The sequence below is a fragment of the Microcoleus sp. F4-D5 genome (assembly GCF_036704885.1).
Taxonomy (GTDB): Bacteria; Cyanobacteriota; Cyanobacteriia; order Cyanobacteriales; family Microcoleaceae; genus Microcoleus.
In genome coordinates this window covers 1-25,560 of sequence record NZ_JAUBSX010000012.1, presented here as the reverse complement: position 1 = coordinate 25,560, position 25,560 = coordinate 1, and the positions used below count along the sequence as shown (strand labels likewise).

Here is a 25,560-nt window from a genome sequence, read left to right as displayed (position 1 = left end):
TTAAAACAAAAATAATGACTAACCTAGAAGCAATTGACAATATTAATGAAATAGCCATTGTTGGCATGGCCGGCCGTTTCCCCCAAGCCAAAAATCTCGATGAATATTGGCAAAATCTGCAAAACGGCGTTGAGTCGATCTCATTTTTTTCAGATGCAGAACTGCAAAATATCGACAAAAATCTGCTGAACAATCCCAATTACGTTAAAGCAACAGCCGTACTCGAAGACATTGAATCCTTTGATGCTTCATTCTTCGGCTACTCTCCCAGAGAAGCCGAAATTATGGACCCGCAATCCCGCATTTTCCTAGAGTCTGCTTGGGAAGCTCTGGAAAATGCCGGCTACAATACTGACACTTATCAAGGTCGGATTGGTATTTACGCCGGTGCAAGCGTTAACACCTACTTATTATTCAATCTTTTTGCTAACCCTGACTTGTTAGCAACAGTCGGACTCGACCAAATAAAATTCGGCAACCATCAAGATTTGCTGACTACGCGAGCCGCCTATAAACTTAACCTCCAAGGCTCCGGCATCACCATTCAAACCGCTTGTTCCACTTCATTAGTTGCAGTGCACTTAGCTTGTCAAAGCTTGCTGTTTGGCGAATGCGATATGGTATTGGCCGGCGGTGTTTCCGTTTCGGTGCCGCAGAAAGCAGGGTATTTATATCAAGAAGGGGGAATTTTATCTCCGGACGGACATTGCCGAGCTTTTGATGCTAAAGCTAGGGGAACTGTTGGCGGTAGCGGTGTGGGAATTGTAGTTTTAAAGCGATTAAAAGATGCCTTAGAAGATGGCGATCGCATTCATGCAACCATCATCGGTTCTGCCATCAATAATGACGGCTCTTTAAAAATTGGTTATACAGCACCCAGCGTTGAGGGTCAAGCGAAAGCGATCGCAGAAGCTCAAGCCATCGCAGGCATCGATCCTGAAACAATTAGTTACATAGAAGCTCACGGTACCGGCACCGCTTTAGGCGATCCGGTGGAAATCGCCGCTCTCACCCAAGCGTTCTCACTTCGTACCAACAAAACAGGCTTTTGCGCGATCGGTTCAGTCAAAACCAATATCGGGCATCTAGGCGCAGCAGCAGGCGTTGCCGGCTTAATTAAAACAGTCCTAGCTCTCAAACACAAGCTGATACCGCCCAGCTTGCATTTCGAGCAGCCCAATCCCGAAATTGATTTCGCCAACAGCCCCTTCTACGTCAACAGTTCCCTGTCCGAGTGGAAAGCCGATCGATCGCGCCTCGCCGGTGTCAGTTCCTTCGGCATTGGCGGCACAAATGCTCACGTTATTCTCAAAGAAGCGCCAACAGTCGAAGTGTCGGAAGTTTCCCGCCCTTGGCAGTTGTTGGTACTTTCTGCCAAAACTGAATCGGCACTGGATGCGGCTACAGCCAATCTCACTTTGTACCTCAAACAAAAGCCCGATCGCGCTCTCGCTGATGTCGCTTACACCCTACAAATTGGCAGGCGAACTTTTAACCACCGCCGAATCGCTATTTGCCAGAACCTCAGCGGTGCAGTGAAAACGCTGGAAACCCTGGAACCGCAACAAGTTTTGACGCACTGCCAAGAACCGTGCAACCCCGCGATCGCGTTTATGTTTCCCGGTCAAGGATCTCAGTATATCAACATGGGTCGGGAACTGTATCAAACCGAACCGATATTTCGCGAGCAAGTCGATCGGTGTTCGCAACTGCTCAAACCTCACCTCAATTTCGATTTGCGATCGCTGCTGTATCCCAGCGAAGCAGAAGCGGCAACGGCTGCGGAACAGCTTAAACAAACTTATCTTGCTCAGCCGGCTTTGTTTGTCATTGAATACGCCTTGGCTCAATTGTGGATGGCGTGGGGCGTGCGGCCGGTGGCTGCGATCGGTCACAGCATCGGCGAGTATGTAGCGGCCTGTCTTGCCGGTGTTTTTTCCCTGGAAGCAGCACTGGAACTGGTAGCAATTCGAGGCCGGCTGATGCAGCAGCTACCCGCTGGTGCGATGGTCTCCATTTTGCTTCCAGAAGCAGAAGTGCGATCGCTACTCAATGAAGAACTATCTCTGGCTGCCAGCAATGCACCGTCTTCCTGCGTGGTGTCGGGTTCGTTCAGCGCTGTAAATGCCCTAGAAAATCGTTTAGCAGAGCGAGGTTTAGACTATCGGCGCTTGCATACCTCTCACGCCTTTCATTCCCAGATGACCGATCCCATTTTGGAACTGTTTGCAGGGGAAATAAAAAAAGTCAAACTGACACCGCCCCAGATTCCTTTTATTTCCAACGTCACCGGCACTTGGATCGCAGATGCAGAAGCCACCGATCCGAATTACTGGGTGAAACATCTGCGGCAAACAGTGCGCTTTAGTGATGGCATTGCCGAACTGCTGCAAGAGTCAGAGCGGATTCTGCTGGAAGTCGGCCCGGGGCGGGTTTTGAGTACCTTTGCTAAACGGCATCAGGTTCGCGATCGCCCTGCGGACGGCCCGGAGGGCGATCGCACGATCGTGACTTCAATGCGCCACCCGAATGAGCAACAATCAGATATCGCATTCTTGCTGAAGGCGCTTGGGCGGCTGTGGCTAGCAGGAGTTGAGATCGACTGGCCGAGTTTCTATACCCGCGAACAGCGCTTCCGCATCCCCCTACCGACTTATCCATTTGAGCGTCAGCGTTACTGGATCGAACCTCATTTGAAAGGCGGAAATGTCAGCGATATTCAAAGTAAGTTAGAGAAAAAACCGGATGTTGCAGATTGGTTTTATCTGCCTTCTTGGAAGCGTTCTCCTCTCCCTGAAAAGGGGCTATCTATGGCGTCGGAAGCAGAACAAGAGTCATGCTGGCTAGTTTTTATTGATGTTTGGGCGATCGCGGCCGGAGTGGTGAAACGCTTGCAACTTCAGGGCAAAAATGTCATTACTGTAACTGCTGGCAAAGAGTTTGCTATTTTGGGCGATCGCGCCTACGCCATTAATCCCCAACAGCGGGATGACTACGACATTTTAGTTGCAGAAATCCAGGCGCAGCATCAGATGCCAAATGCGATCGCCCACTCTTGGCATATTGCCCATTTTTGGAGCATCGCGGCTTACGAACAAACGCGAACGGAAGCCAATCAAAATATAGGTTTTTACAGCCTGCTATTCCTAGCACAAGCTTTAGAAAAACACGAGATTAGCAATCCTGTGGATCTCTTAGTCGTCACAAGTAACATACACGACGTGACCGGAGATGAGGAATTATTTCCCGAACAAGTTACTGTTTTAGGGCCGTGTAAAGTTATTCCCCAAGAATATCCTAATATCACTTGCCGCACCGTTGATATTGTTATTCCTCCTACTCCCAAAACTGCGCCAGAAGAGAAACTAATCGACCAAATTTTCGCGGAATCTCTTGCAAAATCGCCTGATTTATGTATTGCTTACCGGGGCAAACATCGCTGGCTGCAGACATTTGAAGCAGTCCGCTTAGAGGGAGCAAATGTTGGGAAAACGCGGTTGAGGGAAGGAGGAGTTTATCTAATATTGGGCGGACTTGGAGGGATTGGCGGAGCGCTGGCAGAATATCTCGCTGAGGCGGTACGGGCCAAACTAATCTTGATAGGGCGTTCTACTATTCCCGATCGAGAAGAGTGGGAGCAATGGCTGATTGCTCACAGCGATGAGGATAAGATTAGCTGCAAAATCCGCAAAGTTCAGGCATTAGAAGAATTAGGTGCCGAAGTTTTAGTTAGCAGCGCCGATATAGCTAATGAAGGAGAAATGCGGGCACAGGTCGCACAAGCGATCGAGCATTTTGGCAATATTCACGGTGTAATTCATGCAGCAGGAATTGCCGGCGGCGGATTAATTCAACGCCAAACACCAGAAATGGTAGCAAATAGTTTTGCATCCAAAATCAAAGGAACGCAAGTGCTAGAGGCAATCTTCAAAGAAAGCCAGCTAGATTTTTTTGTGCTCTGTTCGTCGTGCCGATCGCTTTTAGGCGGCCCTGGACGAGTAGACTATTGCGCGGCAAATGCTTTTCTGGATGCTGTCGCTCACAAAAATAATTCCAGAAATGGTACGTTCACCGTATCGATTAACTGGGGGACTTGGCGAGAAGTGGGGATGTCAGTAGACACATTGCGCCGACTCAATCTTCAACCAGAAACAGCATTAAAAGAAGGAATGTTATCGACAGAAGGTGTTGATGCTTTCAGTCGCATACTTGGCAACTCTCTGCCTCAAGTAATAGTATCGCCGGAAGACTTTCACGCACGAATTGAGTACGAAAATGCTGCATCTACAGTATCTAGTTTCCTCGAAAAAGTAGAGAATTCTCGCCGCTCTCAGCCAACGCACCCGCGACCTCAACTGAGCAACAGTTATGTGGCTCCCAGAAATCAAATTGAGCAAACACTTGCGGAAATCTGGCAACAATTGCTCGGGATTGAAGAAGTGGGCATCGACGATAACTTTTTTGAGTTGGGCGGGGATTCAGTTCTCAGCATTCAGTTGATTGCTAGAGCGAGTAAAGCTGGTATTCAACTGAGCAGCAAACTAATTTTTGAGCGCCAAACGATCGCGGAGTTAGCAGCAGTCGCCGGCACAAATATCAGTCAAGCCGAACAAGGTTTAGTGACTGGATCGCTGCCTCTGACACCGATTCAGCACTGGTTCTTCGGACAAAATCAGCCCGATCCGCATCACTGGAATCAGTCAGTTTTGTTGGAGGTGATGCAACCTCTCGATCCCAGCTTGTTAGAGCAGACTTTCCAGCAATTGGCGATGCACCACGATGCCCTGCGCCTGAGATTTACTCGCTCTGAATCAGGTTGGCAGCAAATCAGTGGCGCTGATGATTTAGTTGTGAAATTGACGCGGCGGGATCTGTCGGCGCTATCAGAAATTGACCAAAAGTTAGCTGTGGAGGCAGCGGCAGCAGAATTGCAAGCCAGCTTAAATTTGACAGCCGGGCCGCTGGTGCAGGTTGGTTTGTTCGATCGAGGTATGAATCGGCCTCATCTCCTGCTAATAGTTATCCACCACCTAGCCGTGGATGCTGCATCTTGGCGGATTTTGCTCGAAGACTTCCAGACGGCTTATCACCAACTCGCGCAAGGTAAAGCGGTTCAGCTTCCACTTAAGACAACTGCCTTCAAACAATGGGCCCAACAATTAAAAAACTGGGTTGAGTCAGAAAAATTACAAGGAGAGTTGGACTACTGGCTGGCAGACCGCGCTCAGGTATTACCTTTGCCGGTGGACTGTGCCGGTGGCGCGAATACTGTAGCGTCGGCTCAAACCGTTTCGGCTGTACTGGGCACCGCAGAGACTCAGGCACTTTTGCAGGAGGTGCCGACAGTTTACCGCGCTCAGGTTCAAGATGTGCTGCTTGCTGCTGTGGTAAAGGCTTTTGCCCGATGGACAGGCGTACCGTCGCTGCTGCTCGATTTGGAAGGGCGCGGGCGGGAGGTAATTTTTGAAGGCGTTGATTTATCGCGGACTGTGGGTTGGTTTACTACTATTTCTCCGGTAGTTTTGGAGTTACGGGAATCTGACAGTCCGGGAGAGACGCTGAAGGCGGTTAAGGAGGAACTGCGGCGGATTCCCAATGAGGGCATTGGCTGCGGGGCGCTGCGCTACTTAAGCGGGGATTCGGCAATTACCTCAAAATTGGCAGCGCTTCCCCAAGCGGAAGTAGTTTTCCTTTATCTCGGTCAATTTGAAGATAGTTTGCCTCAATCTTCTCTGTTTAAGCTTAACCGCGAGTTTAAGGTTGGCGATCGCAGTCCGCGCGGTACTCGCCCCCACCTGCTACAGATATCCGCCTTTGTTACTGGCGGTCAAATGCGCCTGGAGTGGACGTACAGCGAGAACGTACACCGGCGCGATACAGTCCTGGACTTGGCTGAGGCTTTTCTGGAAGCTGCACGGGAACTCATCGCCGGCTGCCAGTCAAAAGATGTCGGTGGCTACACTCCTTCAGATTTTCCCGCAGCCAGAATCAGCCAAAAAGATTTTAGTAAGTTACTCGCTCAAGTCACTCAAGTCGATCGGAGGAATTATTAATGAACGGCGAAAACATTGAAGATATTTACGAACTTTCACCGATGCAGCACGGCCTGCTTTTCCACACGCTGGCTGCCCCAAATTCGGGGGTGTATTTCGAGCAGCTAAGCTGTACTTTGCAGGGCAATCTTGATGTCGCAGCCTTTAAAAGAGCTTGGCAGAAAGTTGTAGAAAGACATCCGATTTTGCGGACTGCTTTTTATTGGCAGGATCTCGATCGCCCGTATCAAGTAGTGTACCGACAAGTTGATTTGCCGATCGCCCAGGAAGACTGGCGGGAACAATCGGCGATCGAGCAACAACAGCGGTTAGAAGTTTTCTTGCAAAGCGATCGCGATCGGGGTTTTGAACTTTCCCAAGCACCGCTAATGCGTTTAGCCTTAATCCGGCTGGCTGACGATACCTATCAATTTGTCCGCAGCCACCATCACATCCTGCTTGATGGCTGGTCTTGGTCTTTGCTTTGGAAAGAAGTTCACGCTTTCTATCAGGCTTTCTCTCAAAATCGGGATTTAAACTTGGAACAACCCCGACCTTATAGAGAGTATATTGCTTGGTTGCAGGAGCAAGACTTCTCTAAAACTGAGATATTCTGGCGCCAAAAGCTCAAAGGATTCGCTGCACCCACGCCGCTGATAGCCGATCGAGCTTCTGGCAGCTTGCCAAATGCGGGCGAAGATGATGATAAACAGCGGATCTCCCTGTCGGCAACAGCGACAGCCGCCTTACAATCCCTCGCGCGACAGCATCAGCTTACCTTAAACGCCGTCGTCCAGGGTGCTTGGGCGCTGCTTTTGAGCCGCTGCAGCGGTGAGGAAGATGTTGTTTTTGGAGTGGCTACCTCTGGCCGGCCGGCGGAACTGGCGGGGGTAGAATCTATGGTGGGGTTATTTCTGAATGCGCTACCGCTGCGAGTGCAAGTGCTTCCCGATCTTTCTGTTGTGCCTTGGCTGAAGCAACTTCAATCTCAACAAGTCGAGGCGCGACAGTACGAATACAGTACGCTGGTACAAATCCATCAAGTGAGTGAGATTCCTAGCGGTCAGCCTTTATTTGAGAGCATTCTGGTCTTTAATAACTATCCAATGGATGCTTCAAAATGGCAATTGAGCGCCAGCATTGGGGCTAGCAATTATCGAACTTATGAAAAAACGAACTATCCGCTGACGGTTTTGGTAGAGCCAGGTTCGCAGTTAAAGCTGGAGATTGCCTACGATACCCGCCGTTTTGATGCTGCTGCGATCGCTCGGATGCTAGGGCATTTTCAGACTTTGCTCGAAGGTATGGCGGCCAATCAAAATCAGCGCTTAGCGGAGATTCCGCTGTTGACAGCAGCAGAATTGCACCAACAACTGGTGGAATGGAATAACACTCGCAAAGATTACCCGAAAGATCAGTGCATCCACCAACTGTTTGAGGAACAGGTGGAGAAATCGCCCGATGCAACTGCGGTCATCTTTGAGGATACGCACCTCAGTTACCAAGAACTAAATCGGCGATCGAATCAGTTAGCGCACCGCTTGCGAAAATTGGGTGTTGGCCCCGATGTACTTGTCGGCATCTGCGTGGAGCGATCGCTCTCAATGTTAGTAGCAGTGCTGGGCGTTCTCAAAGCCGGCGGTGCTTACGTTCCCTTAGATCCCGCCTATCCCCAAGAACGCCTGGCTTTCATGCTAGAAGACGCTCAACTTAAGGTGTTGCTGACTCAGAAGCAGTTAGCCGAATTGACTAATTTGACTGAAATCTCACATTTGGCGATCGTCTATCTGGACGCTGACTGGGAAACTATCGCTTGTGAGAACGATTGCAACTCTTTTAGCGAGACGACTTCTTCTCACCTTGCTTATACAATCTACACTTCCGGCTCGACTGGGAAGCCCAAAGGCGTTCAAATTCGGCACCGCGCAGTCGTCAACTTTCTCACTTCGATGCGCCATTCTTTGGCAGTTACGGAGCGAGATATTCTTCTATCCGTCACTACTTTGTCTTTTGACATTGCAGCCTTAGAACTTTTCTTACCAATTATTACAGGCGCTTGCACCGTTGTAGCCAGCCGGGAAGTCGCTGCTTCAGGAACTCTTTTAGCAGAACAACTGGTTAAATCTGGCGCTACATTTATGCAAGCAACGCCGGCGACTTGGCAGATGTTGCATGACGCTGGATGGCAAGGTAACAAACAATTAAAAATCCTCTGTGGCGGTGAAGCTCTATCTCAGAAATTGGCCGATCAATTGTACCAAAAAGGCTCTGCTGTGTGGAATTTGTACGGCCCTACAGAAACCACAATTTGGTCGATGATTCAACCGGTTGACTCTGAGGATAAACCGATTTCTATTGGGCGCCCGATCGCCAATACCCAAGTTTATATTCTCGATCGCCATCTCCAACCCGTCCCCATCGGTGTTGCTGGCGAACTGCATATCGGTGGTGACGGACTAGCGCGCGGCTACCTCAACCGTCCCGATTTAACTGCTGAAAAATTCATTCCTCACCCCTTTACTGAAAGTTATGAATTCTCACCTTTGAATTCTGAATTAAAAGAAGCTGCAACTCAAAACTTTCTCTACAAAACAGGCGATCTCGTTCGCTACAGACCCGACGGCAACATTGAATATCTCGGCCGACTTGACCATCAGGTGAAAATCCGAGGCTTCCGCATTGAGTTGGCAGAAATTGAAGCAGTTTTAAACCAACATCCGGGAGTAAGTGCGATCGCAGTTTTAGCGAGAGAAGACGAAGCCGGCAACAAGCGCTTAGTTGCTTACTTTGTCCCTGACTGCAAACGTCCGCCTACTGTTACCGAACTGCGGAACTTTCTCAAACAGAAACTGCCAGAATACACGATACCCTCGGCTTTCGTAATGCTGTCTGCCTTACCCCTGACACCCAACGGTAAAGTTGACCGCCGTGCTCTACCAGCGCCCGATACAGCTAGACCTGATTTAGAAAAAGCTTTTGTTGCGCCTCGCACCCCTGTAGAAGAAGTGTTAGCGGCTATCTGGCTGGACATTTTAGGGTTAGACCAACTTGGCATATACGATAGCTTTTTTGAGTTGGGCGGCCATTCGCTGCTGGCTACTCAGGTGATCTCGCGCCTGCGATCGGCTTTTCAGGTGGATGTGGCGATGCGGTGGCTGTTTGAGTCGCCGACCGTTGCTTCGTTGGGCGATCGGATTGAGGCGGCACTCAAAGCAAAAGCTGGCTTGAAAATCCTGCCGATTGAACCGGTGAAGCGCGATCGTCCTCTACCCCTCTCCTTTGCTCAACAACGGCTGTGGTTCTTGGATCGATTGGAACCAAACAGCGCCGCTTACAACATTCCTGCGGCGGTGCGGATCGCCGGCAACCTCAGCGTGGCGGTACTCTTACAATCTCTCAACGAAATCGTGCAGCGTCACGAAATCTTGCGAACTACCTTTACAGCCATAGATGGCAAACCCATCGCAATTATTGCCCCAACTTTGACCTTAAAGTTACCTGTACTCGACTTGCAACATCTCCCGGAAACACAGCGAAATGCTGAAGTTTTGCGACTAGCAGAAGTTGAAGCTCAGCAGCCTTTTGACTTAGCCCAAGGGCCACTATTGCGAGCAACGTTGCTGAAATTAAGCGCAGCCGAATATGTGGTACTGTTCGCAATGCACCACATTATTTCCGATGGTTGGTCTGCGGGCGTACTCCTCCGAGAAATAGCGGCGCTTTATGAAGCCTTTTCTAACAATAAACCTTCGCCGTTACCGGAACTTCCGATCCAGTACGCCGACTTTGCCGACTGGCAGCACCGATGGCTGCAGGGAGAAGTATTGCAAACTCAGTTGTCTTATTGGCAGCAACAGTTAGCTGGCGCTCCTCCTGTTTTGAACCTCAAAAAGATAGCCACAAAATTGGCGATTTTGCCCGAAAAAAATACAGGCGATTCCTTCGTACTTACCCCCCACTTATCTGAAAAACTCAAGACCTTGAGCAGACAAGAGGAAGTCACTTTATTTATGACCCTGTTAGCTGCTTTTCAGACGCTATTGTACCGCTACACAAATCAAGATGATATTGTAGTTGGCACGGATGTTGCTAATCGCAACCGAGCTGAAACTGAACCGCTAATCGGCTTTTTTGTCAACCTCTTAGTTTTGCGTACCAGCTTGTCTGGCAACCCTAGTTTTCGGGAATTGTTGCGACGGGTGCGCCAAGTTGCTTTAGATGCTTATGCTCATCAAGACTTACCCTTCGCCAAGTTAGTAGAAGCTGTGCGACCCGATCGCAGTGCGAGCACAACGCCGCTATTTCAAGTATTATTTGTCCTCCAAAATACCCCGATGCCGGCTTGGGAATTTTCCGACCTAACCTTGACTCCCTTAGAGTTTGACACCGGAAAGGCAAAGTTTGATTTGGTTTTATTTATGGAGGAAACAAAGCAAGGAGTTGTCGCTAAATGGAAGTATAATCCCGAGATTTTTTCCTCTCAAGCGATCGCTCACTTGTCAAACAATTTAGAAGCGCTGCTTAATAGCATTGTCGGGCAGCCTGACGCCAAAATTGATACGCTGGAACTACCTATGAACGCTGAAAAGGAAAAACAACTTGCGGAAACAGTTAAACGCGAGGAGAGTAAGTTCAAAAAATTTCTTCAGGCTAAACCCAAGGCTACAAGTTTGCCCCAAGGACAATTAATCAAAACAGATTACCTCAATCCCGGGCAAACATTTCCCTTAGTCATTCAACCTGATGTCCCTGAACTGGACTTAGCTGACTGGGCAAAAAACGAGCGGGAAATTATCGAAACAAACTTGTTAAAACACGGAGCAATTCTGTTTCGAGGATTTCATATTAAGTCAGTAGCGGACTTTGAAAACCTTGCTTTAGCAATTTGCCCGGAGTTGTTTAGCGAGTATGGCGATTTACCCCGGCAAGTTGCTAGCGGTAAAGTTTACGGTTCTACTCCTTATCCGTCCGATCGCGCAATTTTGTTTCATAACGAGAGTTCCCACTTACACCGATGGCCGCTAAAAATTTGGTTTTTCTGTGTACAACCTGCTCAAGAAGGCGGAGAAACACCAATTGTTGACTGTCGGCAAATGTACCAACTTCTCGATCCAAAGTTGCGAGAAAGATTTGAGCAAAAGCAATTAATGTATGTCCGCAACTACACAGAAGGTTTAGATGTCAGTTGGCAAGAGTTCTTTCGTACCAATGATAAAAAAGAGGTTGAAGATTATTGTCGGCAAGCAGACATTGACTTTGAGTGGCGGGAAGATAATAGCTTAAAAACTCGCAAATTGCGAGCAGCGATCGCTAAGCATCCTAAAACCGGAGAGTGGGTATTTTTTAATCAGCTTCAGTTACACCACATCTCGTGTCTAGACTTAGATATCCGCAAATCAATGCTGTCAGTATTTGGCGAGCAAAATCTGCCGCGAAATGTTTATTACGGAGACGGTTCTCCGATTGAAGATTCTGTCATGGAAGAAGTTGGAGCCGTTTATGAGAAAGCTAAAATCAGTTTTCCTTGGCAGCAAGGAGATGTGCTGATGCTGGACAATATGCTAGCAGCACACGGTCGGAATCCTTACGCGGGCGATCGCAAAATTTTAGTAGCAATGGGAGAAATGATTGGCACCCAAAACATCTAATATCAAATGGAAAAAACTAGAAACTCTATAAGTCCTTTTTTCCAGGGAAATTTAGGGATATCGCTAGCCTGTAACCTGGTTTTTTCTCTTCAATAATCTAGTTCATTCTATAAAATTCAACCAGCAACAATGCAAAACACAATTGTCGAAGGATTTCGGATTTCACCCCAACAAAAACGTCTTTGGCTGTGGCAGAAAGAAAGTTGTGCTTATCGCGCCCAGTCTGCTATCCTGCTTGAGGGTTCGCTGAATATCGCAATCCTAAAAACAGCTTTACAAAGAGTTGTTAGTTTGCACGAAATATTCCGCACGATTTTTTACAGACGACCGGGAATCAAAATTCCTCTTCAAGTAGTAACCGAGCGCAGTAACCTTTCCTGGCATGAGGTTAATCTCACCCATTTATCCCCAAATGAACAATCAATCAGAATAGAAGAATTGTTTCAGGAAGAAAGGCATTTTGTTTTCAAGTTTGAGACGGGGCCGCTGTTACGTTTAACCCTAATTTATTTGTCAGCTAACAAGCACATTTTGCTAGTGACTCTGCCATCACTCTGTGCAGATAGTTGGACGCTCAAGAATTTATTTTACAAAATCGGTAATGCCTATGCTGCTTGCTTGGAAGGCAAAGAGTTCTCTGAGGAACCGATACAGTATGTGCAGTTTTCAGAATGGCAGAATGAATTGCTAGAGGGAGAGGATACAGAGCAGGGAAAAGCTTATTGGAGTCAGCAAGCTGTCTGCAATTTTCCACCGCTGACTCTTCCTTGTGAGGCAAAGCTAAAGGATCAGATTATCTTTGAGCCTAATGTTTTTGCTTTGAATATTGAGCCAGATGTAGTGGCAAATATGAAAGCGATCGCAGCTTTACATCATGCCACTGTTGCTGAATTTTTGTTCGCTTGTTGGCAGACTTTAATATGGCGATTTACAAAACAGTCAGACATTATCGTTAGCACTATCTCTAATGGCAGAAAATATGATGAACTGCATGAGATGCTGGGATTGCTTGCGAAATTCCTGCCTGTGCGCTGTTCTTTTGAGCGAGACTTTAAATTCACTAAAATTTTGGGGCAAATTACCGAAACTCTCGCCAATAACCGCAAATGGGAAGAATATTTCGTGGGGGAAGAAGAGCAAGAAACAACTATCAGTGGTGTTAACTTCCCGATTAGTTTTGAATTTGAAGAATGCACAAATAAATATGAGGCTGGCGGTATTGTGTTTTCTATTGATAAACAGTATGCCTGCTTTGAGCCATTCAAAGTTAAGCTAACCTGCTTGCAAAGAGAACAATTTACGATCGCAGAATTTCACTACGATGCCAACTTATTCTCGATAGCAGATATCAAACGTTTAGCAGGACACTTTCAGACTTTGGTAGAAAGTGCTGTGAGTAACCCAGAAGCTAAAGTCAGCGAATTAGAGATTTTGAGCGATCGCGATCGCCATCAACTACTTGTCGAGTTTAACAATACTCAGGCCGATTACCCGCAAGATAAGTGCATCCACCAGCTTTTTGAGGAACAAGTACAACAAACACCAGACAAGATTGCTGTCGTGTTTGAAGACAAACAGTTGACTTATGCTGAACTCAATGCACGCGCCAATCAATTAGCTAATTACCTACAAAAATTAGGTGTTGTCCCAGATATGCCAGTGGGGATATATGCAGAGCGATCGCTCGATACGATCGTCGCCTTACTCGGTATTCTAAAATCAGGTGGATCTTATCTGCCTCTAGATGCAGCATTACCAGCAGAAAGTTTAGCAAGTCGGTTGCAAGATGCCCGTGCCTCGATACTCTTAACACAGCATTCGCTTGTTCAGACTCTACCCAATTGCCCCGCCCAAGTAATCTGCTTAGATACAGATTGGCACGTAATCGATCGAGAAAGCAACGCCACTCCAGCTAGCGAGGTAAAATGCGAAAACTTAGTCTATTTACTGTTCACCTCTGGATCTACAGGCAAACCAAAAGGTGTAGCGGTTGAACACCGACAACTCCTCAATTATTTGTACGGTATTTTAGACAGATTAGACTTGCATATTGCTAACAGTTTCGCTACCGTTTCTACCTTCGCTGCTGACTTGGGAAACACTGTAATTTTCCCAGCTTTATGTACAGGGGGATGCTTGCATATAATATCTCAGGAGCGGGCATCCGATCCAGTGGCATTAGCAAACTACTTTAGCCGCCATCCTATTGACTGTCTCAAGATTGTTCCCTCTCACCTCGCCGCTCTTTTAGCATCTTCCCCAACTCAGTTTATCTTGCCCCAGACTCACCTCATCCTTGGTGGTGAAGCTGCTACCTGGGACTTAATTGAAACTATCCACCAGCAAGTACCTAAGTGCCAGATTTTCAATCATTACGGTCCGACAGAAACAACTGTAGGTGTACTCACTTATCCAATTAAAAAGTTAGCCTCTGTTTCCAAAACTGTACCCCTCGGACTACCTCTACCTAATACGCAAATATACGTACTAGATGAACAACTGCAACCAGTACCAATAAATATACCAGGGGAATTATATATCGGCGGAGCGGGGTTAACTAGGGGCTATTTAAACCGACCCGAAGAACAAAGAGAGCGTTTTATTAACAACCCTTTTATTCCCGGAACAATGCTGTACAAAACCGGGGATTTAGCCTGCTATTTACCGGATGGAAACCTTGAGTTTTTAGGACGCACCGACAATCAGGTAAAAATTAGAGGTTTTCGCATTGAACTGGGAGAAATTGAAGCATTACTAAATCAACATCCGGGAGTGTGGCAGTCTGCGGTTTCAGCTTGGGAAAATGAGCCAGGAAACAAACGCTTAGTCGCCTATGTTGTTCCCAACAACAAACTAGCACTCAACTCCAATGAACTCCGAATTTTCTTGAAAGAAAAGCTGCCTGAATATATGATTCCTTCAGCTTTTACGATCTTGAAATCTCTGCCTCTAACTCCCAATGGAAAGGTCGATCGCCAGTCACTACCAGCCCCCGATCAATCTCGCCCGGAACTCGAAGCTGTCTATGTAGCAGCGCGTACCCCGATAGAGGAAAAACTGGCTGAGATTTGGAGAAAAGTCCTTGATATTGAACAGGTAGGCATTCATGACAACTTTTTTGAATTGGGCGGTCATTCCTTGCTCGTAACTCAGCTTCTTGCCTTAGTGCGAAGTGCTTTTGAGGTGGATTTACCTTTGCGGAGCTTATTTGAAATGCCCACTGTCGCCGGCTTAGCTGAAACCATTGAGACTGCTTTGGGAACCAAAATTTCTTCTGTAAAAACTGGCGTAGAAACTTTCGATCTAAATGCTGAAGCTGTCTTAGATCCAGAAATTACCCCTAATGCTGTTACTTGTAATTTCCCGGTTGCAGAAAATGCTATTTTGTTGACGGGAGCAACTGGATTTTTAGGAGCTTTTTTACTTGATGAACTCTTGCAAAAAACTGCTGCTGATATTTACTGCTTAGTGCGATCGCCAAATATTGAACTAGGCAAAAAGAAGCTGCAAAATACTCTTGAAGCTTATTTACTGTGGAATGAATCTTTTACCGCTAGGATTATTCCGGTTTTAGGAGATTTGTCAATGCCTCTTTTAGGGCTTTCTGAGGAAGAGTTTGGATCGCTTGCTAGTAAGATTGACACTATTTATCACAATGGTGCACTGGTTAACTTTACTTATCCATACGCTGCCCTCAAGGCAGCTAACGTTTTGGGCACTCAAGAAGTCTTGAGGTTGGCCAGTCAAATAAAACTAAAGCCGATACATTTCATTTCCACAATTGGTGTTGTCGGATCGACGACTGGCGTTATCGAATCTGTGGATGGTTCTGAAGTTAAAATCATTAAAGAACAGGATAGCCTGCCTCGCGCCGACCAACTCTCCAGTGGCTATACTCAGAGTAAATGGGTTGCCGAAAAGCTAGTAACAATTGCTCGCGATCGCGGTTTTCCGATCGCTATTTACAGGCCGGGACGCATATCAGGAGACAGTAAGACGGGAGTTTGCAACCCAGACGACCATACATTCAGAACGATTCGAGGCTGTATCCAACTCAAAAGCGTTCCCGATCGCAACTCGATGGTGAATCTCATCCCTGTGGACTATACTAGCCAAGCGATCGTTCATTTATCCAGGCAAAAAGAATCTCTAGGAAAGGTGTTTCACTTAGTTAATTCGCACCCGGCTCATTGGAGTGAAATTATCACCTGGATTCACTCATTTGGCTACCCGCTAGAACCAGTTCCCTACGATATTTGGCGAGCAAAACTCCTTGATGCTGCTGGGCGATCGCAAGAAAACGCATTGACCCCACTTGTGCCAATTTTTACTCAACAGGCATCTACTAGCGCCAATCAAACTGAATCGCCAAAACCCATATCTAACTTAGCCGCGCAACATTTTGACTGCCAAAACACGCTGACTGGACTCGCAGGAACTTCGATCGCTTGTCCGCCTGTAGATAGGCAATTGTTTAGTACCTATTTCTCGTATTTGATTCGGAGTGGTTTTCTAGATGCTTTGGAATCGAGTTAGATCGGTCGTTAGTCGGGGAAACCAGAAATTGAATTGAGAAAAAACCAGCATATTTTGATATAGGTAAAGTACGATGATCGCGATCGCAGGTAGAGCTACCGCAGAAGGAACACAGCGTTACAAGCAAAGGCACCATCAAAACTGTGCAGCCGATTATTTTCGTGAAGCAAATTCACTTGTAGCCAGTTCTATTGGAATTGGCACTTATCTTGGCGAACCGGATGAGTGTACTGACACCCTGGTCACGGCAGCGGTAATTGAATCCGTTCAGCAGGGTGCAAACCTAATCGACTCAGCAATCAACTATCGATATCAGCATGGAGAGATAAGTGTAGGAAAGGCTATTCGGCAACTCGTGGCATCGGGAGATGTTTCAAGAGATGAATTAATTATCTGTACGAAAGGAGGGGTTCTGCCTTGCCCAAATCCGAACCCGGCAGACTGGTTCTATCGGCATTATGTCGAGCCAAATAACTCTAGTATCAGCATGGATGATTTGGCTGAGGAACGTTACTGCATCCACCCAGAATACATTCAAGATCAGCTTAACAAAAGCCTCGCTAATCTCGGTATTCAAACAATCGATGTTTACTATATTCACAATCCAGAAAAGCAACTTGCCAAAGTCGAGCCTGATATTTTTTACAAGCAGTTGCGAACAATTTTTGAGGTAATGGAAGACGCCGTTTTAGCTGGAAAAATTGCCAATTACGGTTTAGCAACTTGGAATGCTTTTCGCGTACCTCCGACTCAAAGTGACCGTATCGATCTGTCGCGGGCGAAATCGATTGCCCGTGAAGTGGCTGGCAATAGAGACGATCGCTTCCGGTTCATTCAGTTTCCTTTGAATATGGCGATGCCAGAAGCGCTGCTGTCTCCTACTCAGACGCTTGAAGGAGAACAAATTTCGACGGTGGAAGCAGCCGATCGCTTAGGCATTGCTGCGATCGCCAGCAAGTCGATCTGTCAAGCACAGGTTGCTGGTAAGATCCCAGAAAACATTGCTTCTGCATTTGCGGACGATCGCCTGCAGACAGACTGCCAGCGGGCTCTCCAATATACCCGCAGCGCCCCTGGCCTTCTGAGTGCTCTAGTCGGGATGAAAACACCAAAACATATTAGAGAAAATCTAGCTATTGCTGCTATCCCGCAGCTTGAAAAGGCAAACTTTCATAAACTTACTCATTTAATTGCGAAAGAGTTAAAGCGAAACTGAAGTACACCTCATCAAATTTAGCGATGTAGTAGGGTGCGTGACTGTGAATAGATTTTGGCTTTGGTTGAAGGCTTTTTGAGTCACGCACCGTAACTTTATATCGGGGTTTTATCACCAATTTGGTATCATATCATGTCCGATCGATCGCCCATAATACAATTGCCGGGGCGGGTTTGTGAGATTGTCTGTTTTTGGCAAATATTATTGGTGAACCCGCCCCTACAGGAATCAGGGTAATCGACCGGACATGATATCATATCGTTTCCGGTTGCATCGGAATGATACCGAGGACACGGCACTGCCCTTGGACTGCAATTAATCGGGGTAGGGAGACGGCACGGCGCCGTGTCCTGACTGTGGGTAATATTAATTCTGATGCTACCGCAGTTGGTATCAGAACTTCGTTGAATCTCAGTCCAAGGAATAGCGGAGTATCTAACTCCGCCTGAGACCCAAATTGCATAAAAACCCAGCCCAATTGTGTTAAAATTTGTTGGCTGCTTTTTTAGAAGGCGCGGAAAAGGAAAAACGATTATTTTTGAAGTTGACCTTGTTGCCAATTTCCTTCTAGCTTAGTTCCATCTTGATAAATGTAGGAACCTTGACCGTGTTTCTTGCCGTTGAGGAATTCACCTTGATAGCGATCGCCATTGGCGTAAATGCAGGTACCTTTCCCGTTAAACTGACCCTCCCTAAATTCGCCTTCGCAGCGATCGCCATTCGCAAAAACGTAAACTCCTTTCCCGCTCATCTTACCATTGACAAAAGTGCCTTTATAGATATTTCCATTGGCGAACTCACGGACACCTTCACCGCTAAATTCTCCATTTTCAAACGGCCCTTGATAACGTCCCCCTTCTTTAAAAGTAAACAACCCCTGACCTTGAAGGTTGCCCTTCACAAACTCTCCTTCATAGCGGTTCCCGTTCTGATATTCGCGAACCCCTTTACCGTGAAATTGTCCTTCACTAAATTGCCCCTCGTAACGGCCTTCTTCTGCAAAGGTATAGATTCCCTGCCCGTGAGGCGCGTTATTGAGCAACTCTCCTTCATAGCGGTTCTTATTAGCATATTGACAAACGCCTTTGCCGTTAATTTTTCCTTCTTTAATATCTCCTTCGCAACGAGTGCCATTACTGAACGTAAAAGCCCCTCTACCGCTGGGAGAACCACTCGTAAAAGTGCCTTCATAACGAATGCCGTTAGTTGAGGTAAAAGTTCCTGTACCGTCGAACTCACCGTTTTTAAAACTCCCTTCGTAGCGGTTGCCGTTAGCAAATTCGCGGACACCTTGACCGTTGAATTCACCAGAGGCAAATTCTCCTTGGTATCGACCTTCTTCTTTAAAGGTATAGACGCCTCGACCGTGAGGTTGGCCGTTGAGAAATTGACCTTCGTAGCGATCGCCGTTGGCATATTGACAGGTGGCGGGGCCGCTGAGTTTTCCGTCACTCAATTCTCCCTCGCAACGTCCGCCATCGGGTAAAGTAATCACTCCTGCCATTGCGCTGTGAGGGTTGGCAAATAAGTGAATCATTCCCAAGTTGCAACCAAGTAATAAAGCGAGTCCAAGTCGCTGAAGTTTACTTAATTTGGCTGACGATATTCCCAAATTCATAATTCACAAAAAATTAAATTTTTAAGTTTGCACTTCGGTTCCCGGTACTGAATTACCCGGCAAATTACTGATGTTTCCAGCAATTCCCTAATCATTGAGCCGGAAGGTAATGGATGCTGTTTTTCCTTGAATGCCAGTTTCTGATGAGGCAAATTTCCATTTTTCTACTGTTTTAATCGCTGCGCGATCGAAGTCATCGTAGTTGCTAGAAACCAAGATTGCGATGTTGAATGCCTTACCGTTGGGGTCAACGTCAAACTTGACTTGCACTTGGCCTTGCCGCCCTTCTTGTCTGGCTGCGCTCGGATAATCAGGTTTACCGCAGCTAATGCAAGTACCTGGAGGCGGGCCCGAAGGGCGCGAAGAACCTCCCCCTCCTCCTCTATTTGTCGGTTTTGGCACCGAGCCCGAACCGCTGCCAAATGGCCCTGACGAACCCCCGCCGCCATTTCCACTTCCACCGGGTGATGAGTTCGACGCACTTCCTCCAGGGCTTCCGCCTCCAGGGCCTCCACCTCCAGGGCTACCAGAGGAGGCGAGGTTTCCTAAACCTCCGCTCCCATTTCCAGAATTGCCACCGCCTCCTGGCCTGGTGGCCGTGACTGGCGACCCAGCCGCAGGTGTTCGGGGCGATCGCCCCGAGCCAGCCGCAAATGGCTCTGAGGAAGGTATGTCGCCATTTTCGCTGGCAGCGGATGGTGAGTTCGACGCACTTGCTCCGGGGCTATCAGAGGAGGAGGGGTTTGTGAGATCCCCGATCGCATTTCCAGAATTGCCGCCGCCTCCTGGCCTAGTAGCTGTGACTGGCGACCCAGCCCCGGGCGATCGCTGGATAGGCCCGGAAGAAGGATTTAATGGCTCTGAGGAAGGTTCCCCGCTACCCGCCGAAGCAGATGGCGAGAGCGGGTTATTTTTTTCAGGGCTGTCAGAGGAATTGGGATTTCCAGCATCTTTTGTCAAGTCTGCCGAACTCCCAGCGCTTTTGGGGCGGGAGGCGGTAACGGGTGGTTCGCTCTGAGGCGATTCCTGGCTCGCCGTTGTGCTGGGGCTATCAATTTTTGGAGCGGGCAAGGGGTTTTTGGGTTCGTTGGCGATCGGGGTTTTAGGAGTTTCTGGGGGATTTAAATCCTGTTTAGGTAGGGGGGAAGGCTCCACTGGAGTTGGTGGCGGAGTTTCTGTTAAGGGCAACTCTTTCTTAATCTCTGGTGGGGGCTCTGCCGCTGCGGGTGGCTCCTTGGGAATCGGTGGTGGCGTTACTGCTACGGGTGGCTCCTCTGGAATCGGCGGGGGTGTTACCGCTGCGGGTGGCTCCTCTGGAATCGGTGGTGGTGTTACCGCTGCGGGTGGCTCCTCTGGAATCGGCGGGGGCGTTGCGGCTACGGGTGACTCCTCTGGAATCGGCGGGGGAGTTACCGCTGCAGGTGACTCCTCTGGGGGAGTGGGCTCTGGTGGCGGTTCTGGTTTGAATGTCTCAGGTGGGGGAGATGCCTTTTCTGGAACAACCGGCTCTGGCTGGGTTTCCTCTACTTTGGGCTCATCAAGCACAACAACTTCAATGGGGTCCTCTGCAAATTCAGCAGGTTTGACCAACTTGAGGCTCAACGGCAGCGCGACGCCGTGCAGTAAGGTTGAGGCTAATAGACTGATCGCCAAAACTTTTTTGAGAGCTTCTTCTTGTTGTTGTCTTTGCGTCGCCGAAACATTTGAAAAACTCATGCCTTATGAAACTCCTTTATGGATGGGTTGGCAACATCCTTGCTGGCTCCCCCACATAACCCGAAACAACTGACCAACTGCGGGTTGAGCTTGCTATCAATGATGAACCTACCCATCCTATAAGAAGACTGTCACCTGTTCAAGACTCTTGCTATTAATTTTCATTTATTTAATTTTGATAGAGCGAGTAGACGCCACCATGCAGCATTTCCTTTGGGTGGGCCGACGTTGCTCTCATGGGCGCTGTCAATGTTCTGATTCTGGCAGGGCAAGCTTCCAAAATGCCTTAAATGCTATATTCTAGCCCGTAATTTACCAACAAATTTCAACATTCTCAAGCTTTTTCGAGAATAATTTAATAACATTTTTTGATTTAATTTTGTTAAACAATCACTCTTTTTTATTAAAAATTGCGGGTCATGGCTTGACAAGGATGGAATTTTGTGGAAACCTAGTTGAGAATCTTTTAAATTATTGAAGATTATTTTCAAGTCCTAACGCCAATAGTTAGCAAGGAAGCACTGGCAGAAAAATCGGTCGGGATAACAGTAGCAGCATTTTGGGTACAGACGAAGATAGTCACATACAGGTAGTGCGTTTGTGCGATCGCGATCGCGCTTGAGTGAAACAATTCGCAGTCTGAATCACTTATGCCGACTTGACGCAGAAACTCTACCAGCTTTCTATCGGGCTAATTGCAGCATTAGGCAGCTTGCGATCATTCAACAGAGCTAGCGAGAGTACAAACCAATGGATAGTCTCATTTACATTTTTCGCGCCGCAGGCATTGTTGCTTGGCCGCTCTTTGCCTCGTCAATCGCAGCAGTAGCGCTGATCATAGAGCGTCTTGCCTTTTGGTTTAAGGTAAATCGGCGGCAGCGGCGAGTCGTGCGAGAAGTGCTACAGGTATACAGTCAAAACCCCGATTCAGCCATCAAAAAGTTACAAGTAAACGGCGATTTGCCCCTAGCCCGGATTTTTTTAGAAGCTTTAGAATTAGACTCGCCCAACATCGAAGAATTTCGTTTGGCCCTAGAGAGTGGGGCTCAGGCAGAAATCCCCATCCTGAAGCGATTCAATACAATATTTGACAGCATTATCAGCCTTTCCCCGTTATTTGGTTTGCTCGGAACAGTTTTAGGATTAATTACTACCTTTGGTTCCCTCAAACTGGGGGATGCCACGGGCACCAATGCCGCAGGCGTTACCGCTGGGATTAGCGAAGCCCTCGTCTCTACCGCAATAGGGTTAGTGGTGGCAATTTTTACGCTTTTCTTTGCCAATATGTTTCGCGGGTTTTACTTACAGCAGATAGCTTTTATTCAGGAAGCATCCGGTCAGCTAGAGTTACTGTACCGTCACCGCTACGAACAACTACTAAGAGAATCTAATTATGCGCCTACCCGATGAACCTGATAATATTCCCCAGATCAACATCGTGCCAATGATTGATGTAGTCTTCGCCATATTGACATTTCTAATTGTTTCCTCTTTGTCTTTATCCAAATCCGAGGGTCTGCCCGTAAATTTACCGAAAGCATCAACGTCTCAAGTTCAGGACTCGCCTGCTAAAATTACCGTCACCATTGATGCTAATGGAAAGTTAATGGTTGATAAAAAGTTAGTCAACTTAGAGCAGATTGAGAGTACGGTGCGACAGGTGATGGGTTCAAGTCAGACCTCATTAATTGTGTTGAATGCTGATACAAGCGTCAATCACGGAAATGTTGTGGAAGTTATGGATAGATTACGCCGAATTAAGGGAGCTAAGTTAGGGATTGCTACCACCAAGTAGAGATCGCCTATAATTACTCATGTTTAATTCCCTCATACCTTTAAACTGAAATTACCTCGTGCAGAGGTACTAAAAAATCCTGTAAGCCTGATTCAAAAATCAATACAGGCTTTACTACCCGGATTTTTGTACCTCTGTAAGCTGTCGCGCATTTAAATTAGATATCTTGCAAAAGTCCTTTTAGTCAAATGTTGGAACGGGCTCTCCGGCCCGTTCCAACCTATTTTTGCAAGAGGTCTATTGTATATTCAGGGCGGGCGGGACGCCCAACCCCTACACCCCACAAGACGGGGAATTGTTTTTTAACAGACAATTTAAATGTAGAACAGCTTAATTTCAGATTATCAGTTCTGGACGCACGCTAACCAAAAAACCCGGTTTCTCGTTATTACGTGAAGAAACCGGGTTTTTGCGTCCAGGACTGGAAAAAGGGAGGTGTTTACAATTGATATCAAATCCGGTAGCGTCCGAATTAATATTACCCACAGCTTTCGACACCGCGAGAGCAAGAGTGTCCCTACAATTCATCGCGGTAAAGACACGGATCTGCTGTGTCCTATATATCATAATTAGTGGAACCGGAAAGGATATGACTCACATATTTGATTTGATGAGTAACGTGTTATTGCTTGCTGTTACCGTCCTAATAGTGCAGCCTAAATTCGGTAATTTCTTACCCTGAATTGGTTATAGCCCGGTTGATATCTACACAATTAATCAATTATATGTTTGGCAAACATCTGTATTTTTTACTACTATATTGACCTTGAAATAAGGGTATTCTTTTTATCGGAAATACCTTACTTATTTTTGGATTTCACGGCCCTAGATTCCACTGTGAATCCTGGAATATCTTGCAATTCTGTTTCGCTCAAACTGTACTGTTCGCACACCAAACTCAAACGAGTTCCGGTACTTTTAACAGCGTTGACAGAGTGAGTCAAATCTCCTTGAAAATAAACCAGCGAGTTCGCTTGCGGCTTAATCTGCCCGACTTGCTGTTTGTTGCGCCGCAGTATCAACTCTCCCCCTTGCAAGTTCGGCGGCACTTGTACGTACAAAACGCTGACGGCTGCGGGAGGTTCAACCGTTTTGCAGTACGATCGCAAAGATCGATCGATGTGCGGATCGACGCGGGAACCTTCACCCAGCAACAAAGGGTTGAGGTAAAAAGCATTGCATTCATGCTGTAATGCTTGGTCTAGATAGGGTTTAAACAAAGGAAACCGCCGTTCTACTTCGGCGATTTCCGCACGTTGAAACACCACGGAAAACCCTTTTGTGCCAATGAAATCGCGGTTGAGGTTGTTGATTGCTAGATAAGGGGAGGCTAAAATTGCTCCTCGCAAGTCGTTGAGGTAGTCTATCGAGAAAGCGTTAGGATGTTGGCTGTAGTATTTCAAGGCACTCAAAGATCGTCAAAGTTTAAGGAAACAGCAGATAGGAATGCACCAATCGCTCAGACTTGCGATTGCTTCGTTCCGCGCAATGAGATAATAATGTTTATTTGTGTCTGCGTACTTAAGTTAAAGGTTTTTTTTTAACTGCGGGCGATCGCGCGGAAGTGTTGCAATCGACTAGCAACTGCCAAATATTACTATACAGGCGATCGTTGTGGTGAGAAGATTGTATTTGCAATTCGATTATACATGATGATGCCGCTGGGCAGCCGATCGCCCATTTATGTTAACTTGTCCAATTGCAGGGGCGATCGCGGAAATTGCGATCGCATCCGGTCGCTATTTTTTCACCGATTTCTTGAGTTTGCTAGCTGGAAAACAGATGCGTGTTGGGGCTGTGTCCGAAACATCTTGCTAAAAAAAAGCAATCCGTGCATTAGGTCAAAATGCTGGGAGGGCGATCGGCAATCTCTAACTGGCGATAGAACGTTAATAAAGTTTACAAATAGAGGGTAGTCTAAAAAATACCCGCAGTTGCAACAGTTGCTAAGTAATTATTTTAGATTAAATTAATATTTTCCCGAGTCTAAAAAAGCAAAGCTGCCAGCTATAATTAAATCGTAAGTGCAAAAAATCAAGTCGCTCAAACGATATGGAAACAACATTGTACGAGAAAATGGGCGGAGAGTCAGCCATTAAAGAGATGGTGGATGATTTTTACCGCGATGTTTTGGCGGACGAGACAGTGAGCCACTTCTTCGAGCATACAGATATGGAAAAGCAGCGCCGCCATCAAACTGCTTTTATCTCTTATGCCCTCGGCGGCCCCAAGCAATACTCAGGTCGTTCAATGGAGAAGGCACACGCAGGTTTGAATTTACAGCCTGAACACTTTGATGCAATTGTGAAGCATTTGACCGATGCCATCATTGCCCACGGCGCGTCCCAAGAGGATCTCGAAGCAGCGCTAGGTAAGATAGCTACTTTGAAAGAGGCTGTTTTGTACAAGTAATATCTAGAGTCCCGGACGCATGGATACCTTCATAACCGAGTTTTTTTTCCGAAAATACTGCATAAAAATTAATGATTTTTAATCGCCTTAAAAAACTAAGTTGGTGAAGGTATTGATGCGTAAGTTTTTATCTAGTGAATGCTGCTGCATCGTTGTTGAACATCAATTTCTCATGAAAACACCCAAACAAGTTCTGACAGAGTGGGTAGCAGCATACAATGCACCAGATCCATATATCCTAGCCGCCCTCTACCACGAAGATGCGACGAACATCCAGGTAGCACTTGGCGATCCATCCGCTTCATGGGCGCGAATTGATGCTTGAGAGTTTTATCTCATTCTTTCAGGCATTTCCAGACAACTGCACCCATATTGAGAATCTGTTTGAAGACGGTGACTGGGCGATTTTGGAGTGGAGTGGCACCGGTACATTTGTCGGCGAATTTGCTGGTGTTACTCCGACTGGCAAGAGTTATACTCTGCGTGGGTGCGGGTTCTTCCACGTTGTAGTTGACACTCCCTGTGCTGAAGCAGCAGGGATTCTAAAGAAACTACCAAAAGGTAATTCTTGAAGGCGCTGTCAAAAC

General features: G+C 47.0%; 13 protein-coding genes. 10 read left to right on the top strand and 3 right to left on the bottom strand.

All coding sequences use genetic code 11. The features are described from left to right. Window positions 1-14 precede the first annotated feature (14 nt). The 4 genes from QUA80_RS08265 (at window position 15) to QUA80_RS08250 (ending at window position 17,432) form a co-directional block, all read left to right on the top strand. Complete coding sequence (locus QUA80_RS08265) at window positions 15-6,053, top strand: SDR family oxidoreductase (RefSeq protein ID WP_333423112.1); 6,039 nt, start codon at window positions 15-17, stop codon at window positions 6,051-6,053. Then, window positions 6,053-11,680, top strand: a complete 5,628-nt coding sequence (locus QUA80_RS08260) for an amino acid adenylation domain-containing protein (protein ID WP_333423110.1) — start codon at window positions 6,053-6,055, stop codon at window positions 11,678-11,680. Before QUA80_RS08265 ends, QUA80_RS08260 begins: the two co-directional genes overlap by 1 nt. 129 nt (window positions 11,681-11,809) lie before the next feature. Beyond that, window positions 11,810-16,216 (top strand): amino acid adenylation domain-containing protein, encoded by a 4,407-nt coding sequence (locus QUA80_RS08255; protein ID WP_333423109.1) that lies wholly within the window; start codon window positions 11,810-11,812, stop codon window positions 16,214-16,216. Window positions 16,217-16,289: 73 nt separating this feature from the next. Next, window positions 16,290-17,432 (top strand): aldo/keto reductase, encoded by a 1,143-nt coding sequence (locus QUA80_RS08250; RefSeq protein WP_333423107.1) that lies wholly within the window; start codon window positions 16,290-16,292, stop codon window positions 17,430-17,432. Window positions 17,433-17,964: 532 nt separating this feature from the next. Here the strand turns inward: QUA80_RS08250 and QUA80_RS08245 are convergent. Together QUA80_RS08245 and QUA80_RS08240 are read right to left on the bottom strand one after the other, a co-directional pair. Then, window positions 17,965-18,969, bottom strand: coding sequence for a hypothetical protein (locus QUA80_RS08245; RefSeq protein ID WP_333423105.1), 1,005 nt, complete (start codon window positions 18,967-18,969; stop codon window positions 17,965-17,967). A 168-nt stretch (window positions 18,970-19,137) separates the two neighbouring features. Next, window positions 19,138-20,766, bottom strand: coding sequence for a TonB family protein (locus tag QUA80_RS08240; RefSeq protein ID WP_333423102.1), 1,629 nt, complete (start codon window positions 20,764-20,766; stop codon window positions 19,138-19,140). Window positions 20,767-21,516: 750 nt separating this feature from the next. Between QUA80_RS08240 and QUA80_RS08235 the strand changes: the two genes are divergently transcribed. After that, a complete protein-coding gene (locus tag QUA80_RS08235; protein ID WP_333423100.1) occupies window positions 21,517-22,176 on the top strand; it encodes a MotA/TolQ/ExbB proton channel family protein in 660 nt (219 codons plus the stop codon). Further along, window positions 22,160-22,561 carry a biopolymer transporter ExbD gene (locus QUA80_RS08230; RefSeq protein WP_333423099.1) on the top strand — a complete coding sequence of 134 codons (402 nt, stop codon included), beginning with the start codon at window positions 22,160-22,162 and terminating at the stop codon, window positions 22,559-22,561. The genes QUA80_RS08235 and QUA80_RS08230 overlap by 17 nt, the downstream gene beginning before the upstream one ends. Before the next feature lie 800 nt (window positions 22,562-23,361). On the opposite strand, the gene QUA80_RS08225 is transcribed toward QUA80_RS08230, so the two are convergent. Beyond that, the gene (locus QUA80_RS08225) at window positions 23,362-23,973 is read right to left on the bottom strand and encodes a 2OG-Fe(II) oxygenase (protein ID WP_333423097.1); all 612 of its coding nucleotides are present in this window, start codon (window positions 23,971-23,973) and stop codon (window positions 23,362-23,364) included. Between the two features lie 271 nt (window positions 23,974-24,244). Between QUA80_RS08225 and QUA80_RS08220 the strand changes: the two genes are divergently transcribed. The 4 genes from QUA80_RS08220 (at window position 24,245) to QUA80_RS08205 (ending at window position 25,545) form a co-directional block, all read left to right on the top strand. After that, a complete protein-coding gene (locus QUA80_RS08220; RefSeq protein ID WP_333423095.1) occupies window positions 24,245-24,379 on the top strand; it encodes a hypothetical protein in 135 nt (44 codons plus the stop codon). A 234-nt stretch (window positions 24,380-24,613) separates the two neighbouring features. Continuing rightward, the gene (locus QUA80_RS08215; protein WP_333423093.1) at window positions 24,614-24,973 is read left to right on the top strand and encodes a group 1 truncated hemoglobin; all 360 of its coding nucleotides are present in this window, start codon (window positions 24,614-24,616) and stop codon (window positions 24,971-24,973) included. Between the two features lie 115 nt (window positions 24,974-25,088). Then, entirely contained in the window at window positions 25,089-25,298 is a 210-nt protein-coding gene (locus QUA80_RS08210) for a hypothetical protein (RefSeq protein ID WP_333423091.1), read from the top strand. Next, window positions 25,291-25,545, top strand: coding sequence for an ester cyclase (locus tag QUA80_RS08205; protein WP_333423089.1), 255 nt, complete (start codon window positions 25,291-25,293; stop codon window positions 25,543-25,545). The genes QUA80_RS08210 and QUA80_RS08205 overlap by 8 nt, the downstream gene beginning before the upstream one ends. Window positions 25,546-25,560: the final 15 nt, after the last annotated feature.

Excerpts from the sequence above, each read along its gene's own strand:
- QUA80_RS08265 (WP_333423112.1), top strand. The coding sequence starts at position 15 with ATGACTAACCTAGAAGCAATTGACAATATTAATGAAATAGCCATTGTT.
- QUA80_RS08260 (WP_333423110.1), top strand. The coding sequence starts at position 6,053 with ATGAACGGCGAAAACATTGAAGATATTTACGAACTTTCACCGATGCAG.
- QUA80_RS08255 (WP_333423109.1), top strand. The coding sequence starts at position 11,810 with ATGCAAAACACAATTGTCGAAGGATTTCGGATTTCACCCCAACAAAAA.
- QUA80_RS08250 (WP_333423107.1), top strand. The coding sequence starts at position 16,290 with ATGATCGCGATCGCAGGTAGAGCTACCGCAGAAGGAACACAGCGTTAC.
- QUA80_RS08245 (WP_333423105.1), bottom strand. The coding sequence starts at position 18,969 with ATGATTCACTTATTTGCCAACCCTCACAGCGCAATGGCAGGAGTGATT.
- QUA80_RS08240 (WP_333423102.1), bottom strand. The coding sequence starts at position 20,766 with ATGAGTTTTTCAAATGTTTCGGCGACGCAAAGACAACAACAAGAAGAA.
- QUA80_RS08235 (WP_333423100.1), top strand. The coding sequence starts at position 21,517 with ATGGATAGTCTCATTTACATTTTTCGCGCCGCAGGCATTGTTGCTTGG.
- QUA80_RS08230 (WP_333423099.1), top strand. The coding sequence starts at position 22,160 with ATGCGCCTACCCGATGAACCTGATAATATTCCCCAGATCAACATCGTG.
- QUA80_RS08220 (WP_333423095.1), top strand. The coding sequence starts at position 24,245 with ATGTTAACTTGTCCAATTGCAGGGGCGATCGCGGAAATTGCGATCGCA.
- QUA80_RS08215 (WP_333423093.1), top strand. The coding sequence starts at position 24,614 with ATGGAAACAACATTGTACGAGAAAATGGGCGGAGAGTCAGCCATTAAA.
- QUA80_RS08210 (WP_333423091.1), top strand. The coding sequence starts at position 25,089 with ATGCGTAAGTTTTTATCTAGTGAATGCTGCTGCATCGTTGTTGAACAT.
- QUA80_RS08205 (WP_333423089.1), top strand. The coding sequence starts at position 25,291 with ATGCTTGAGAGTTTTATCTCATTCTTTCAGGCATTTCCAGACAACTGC.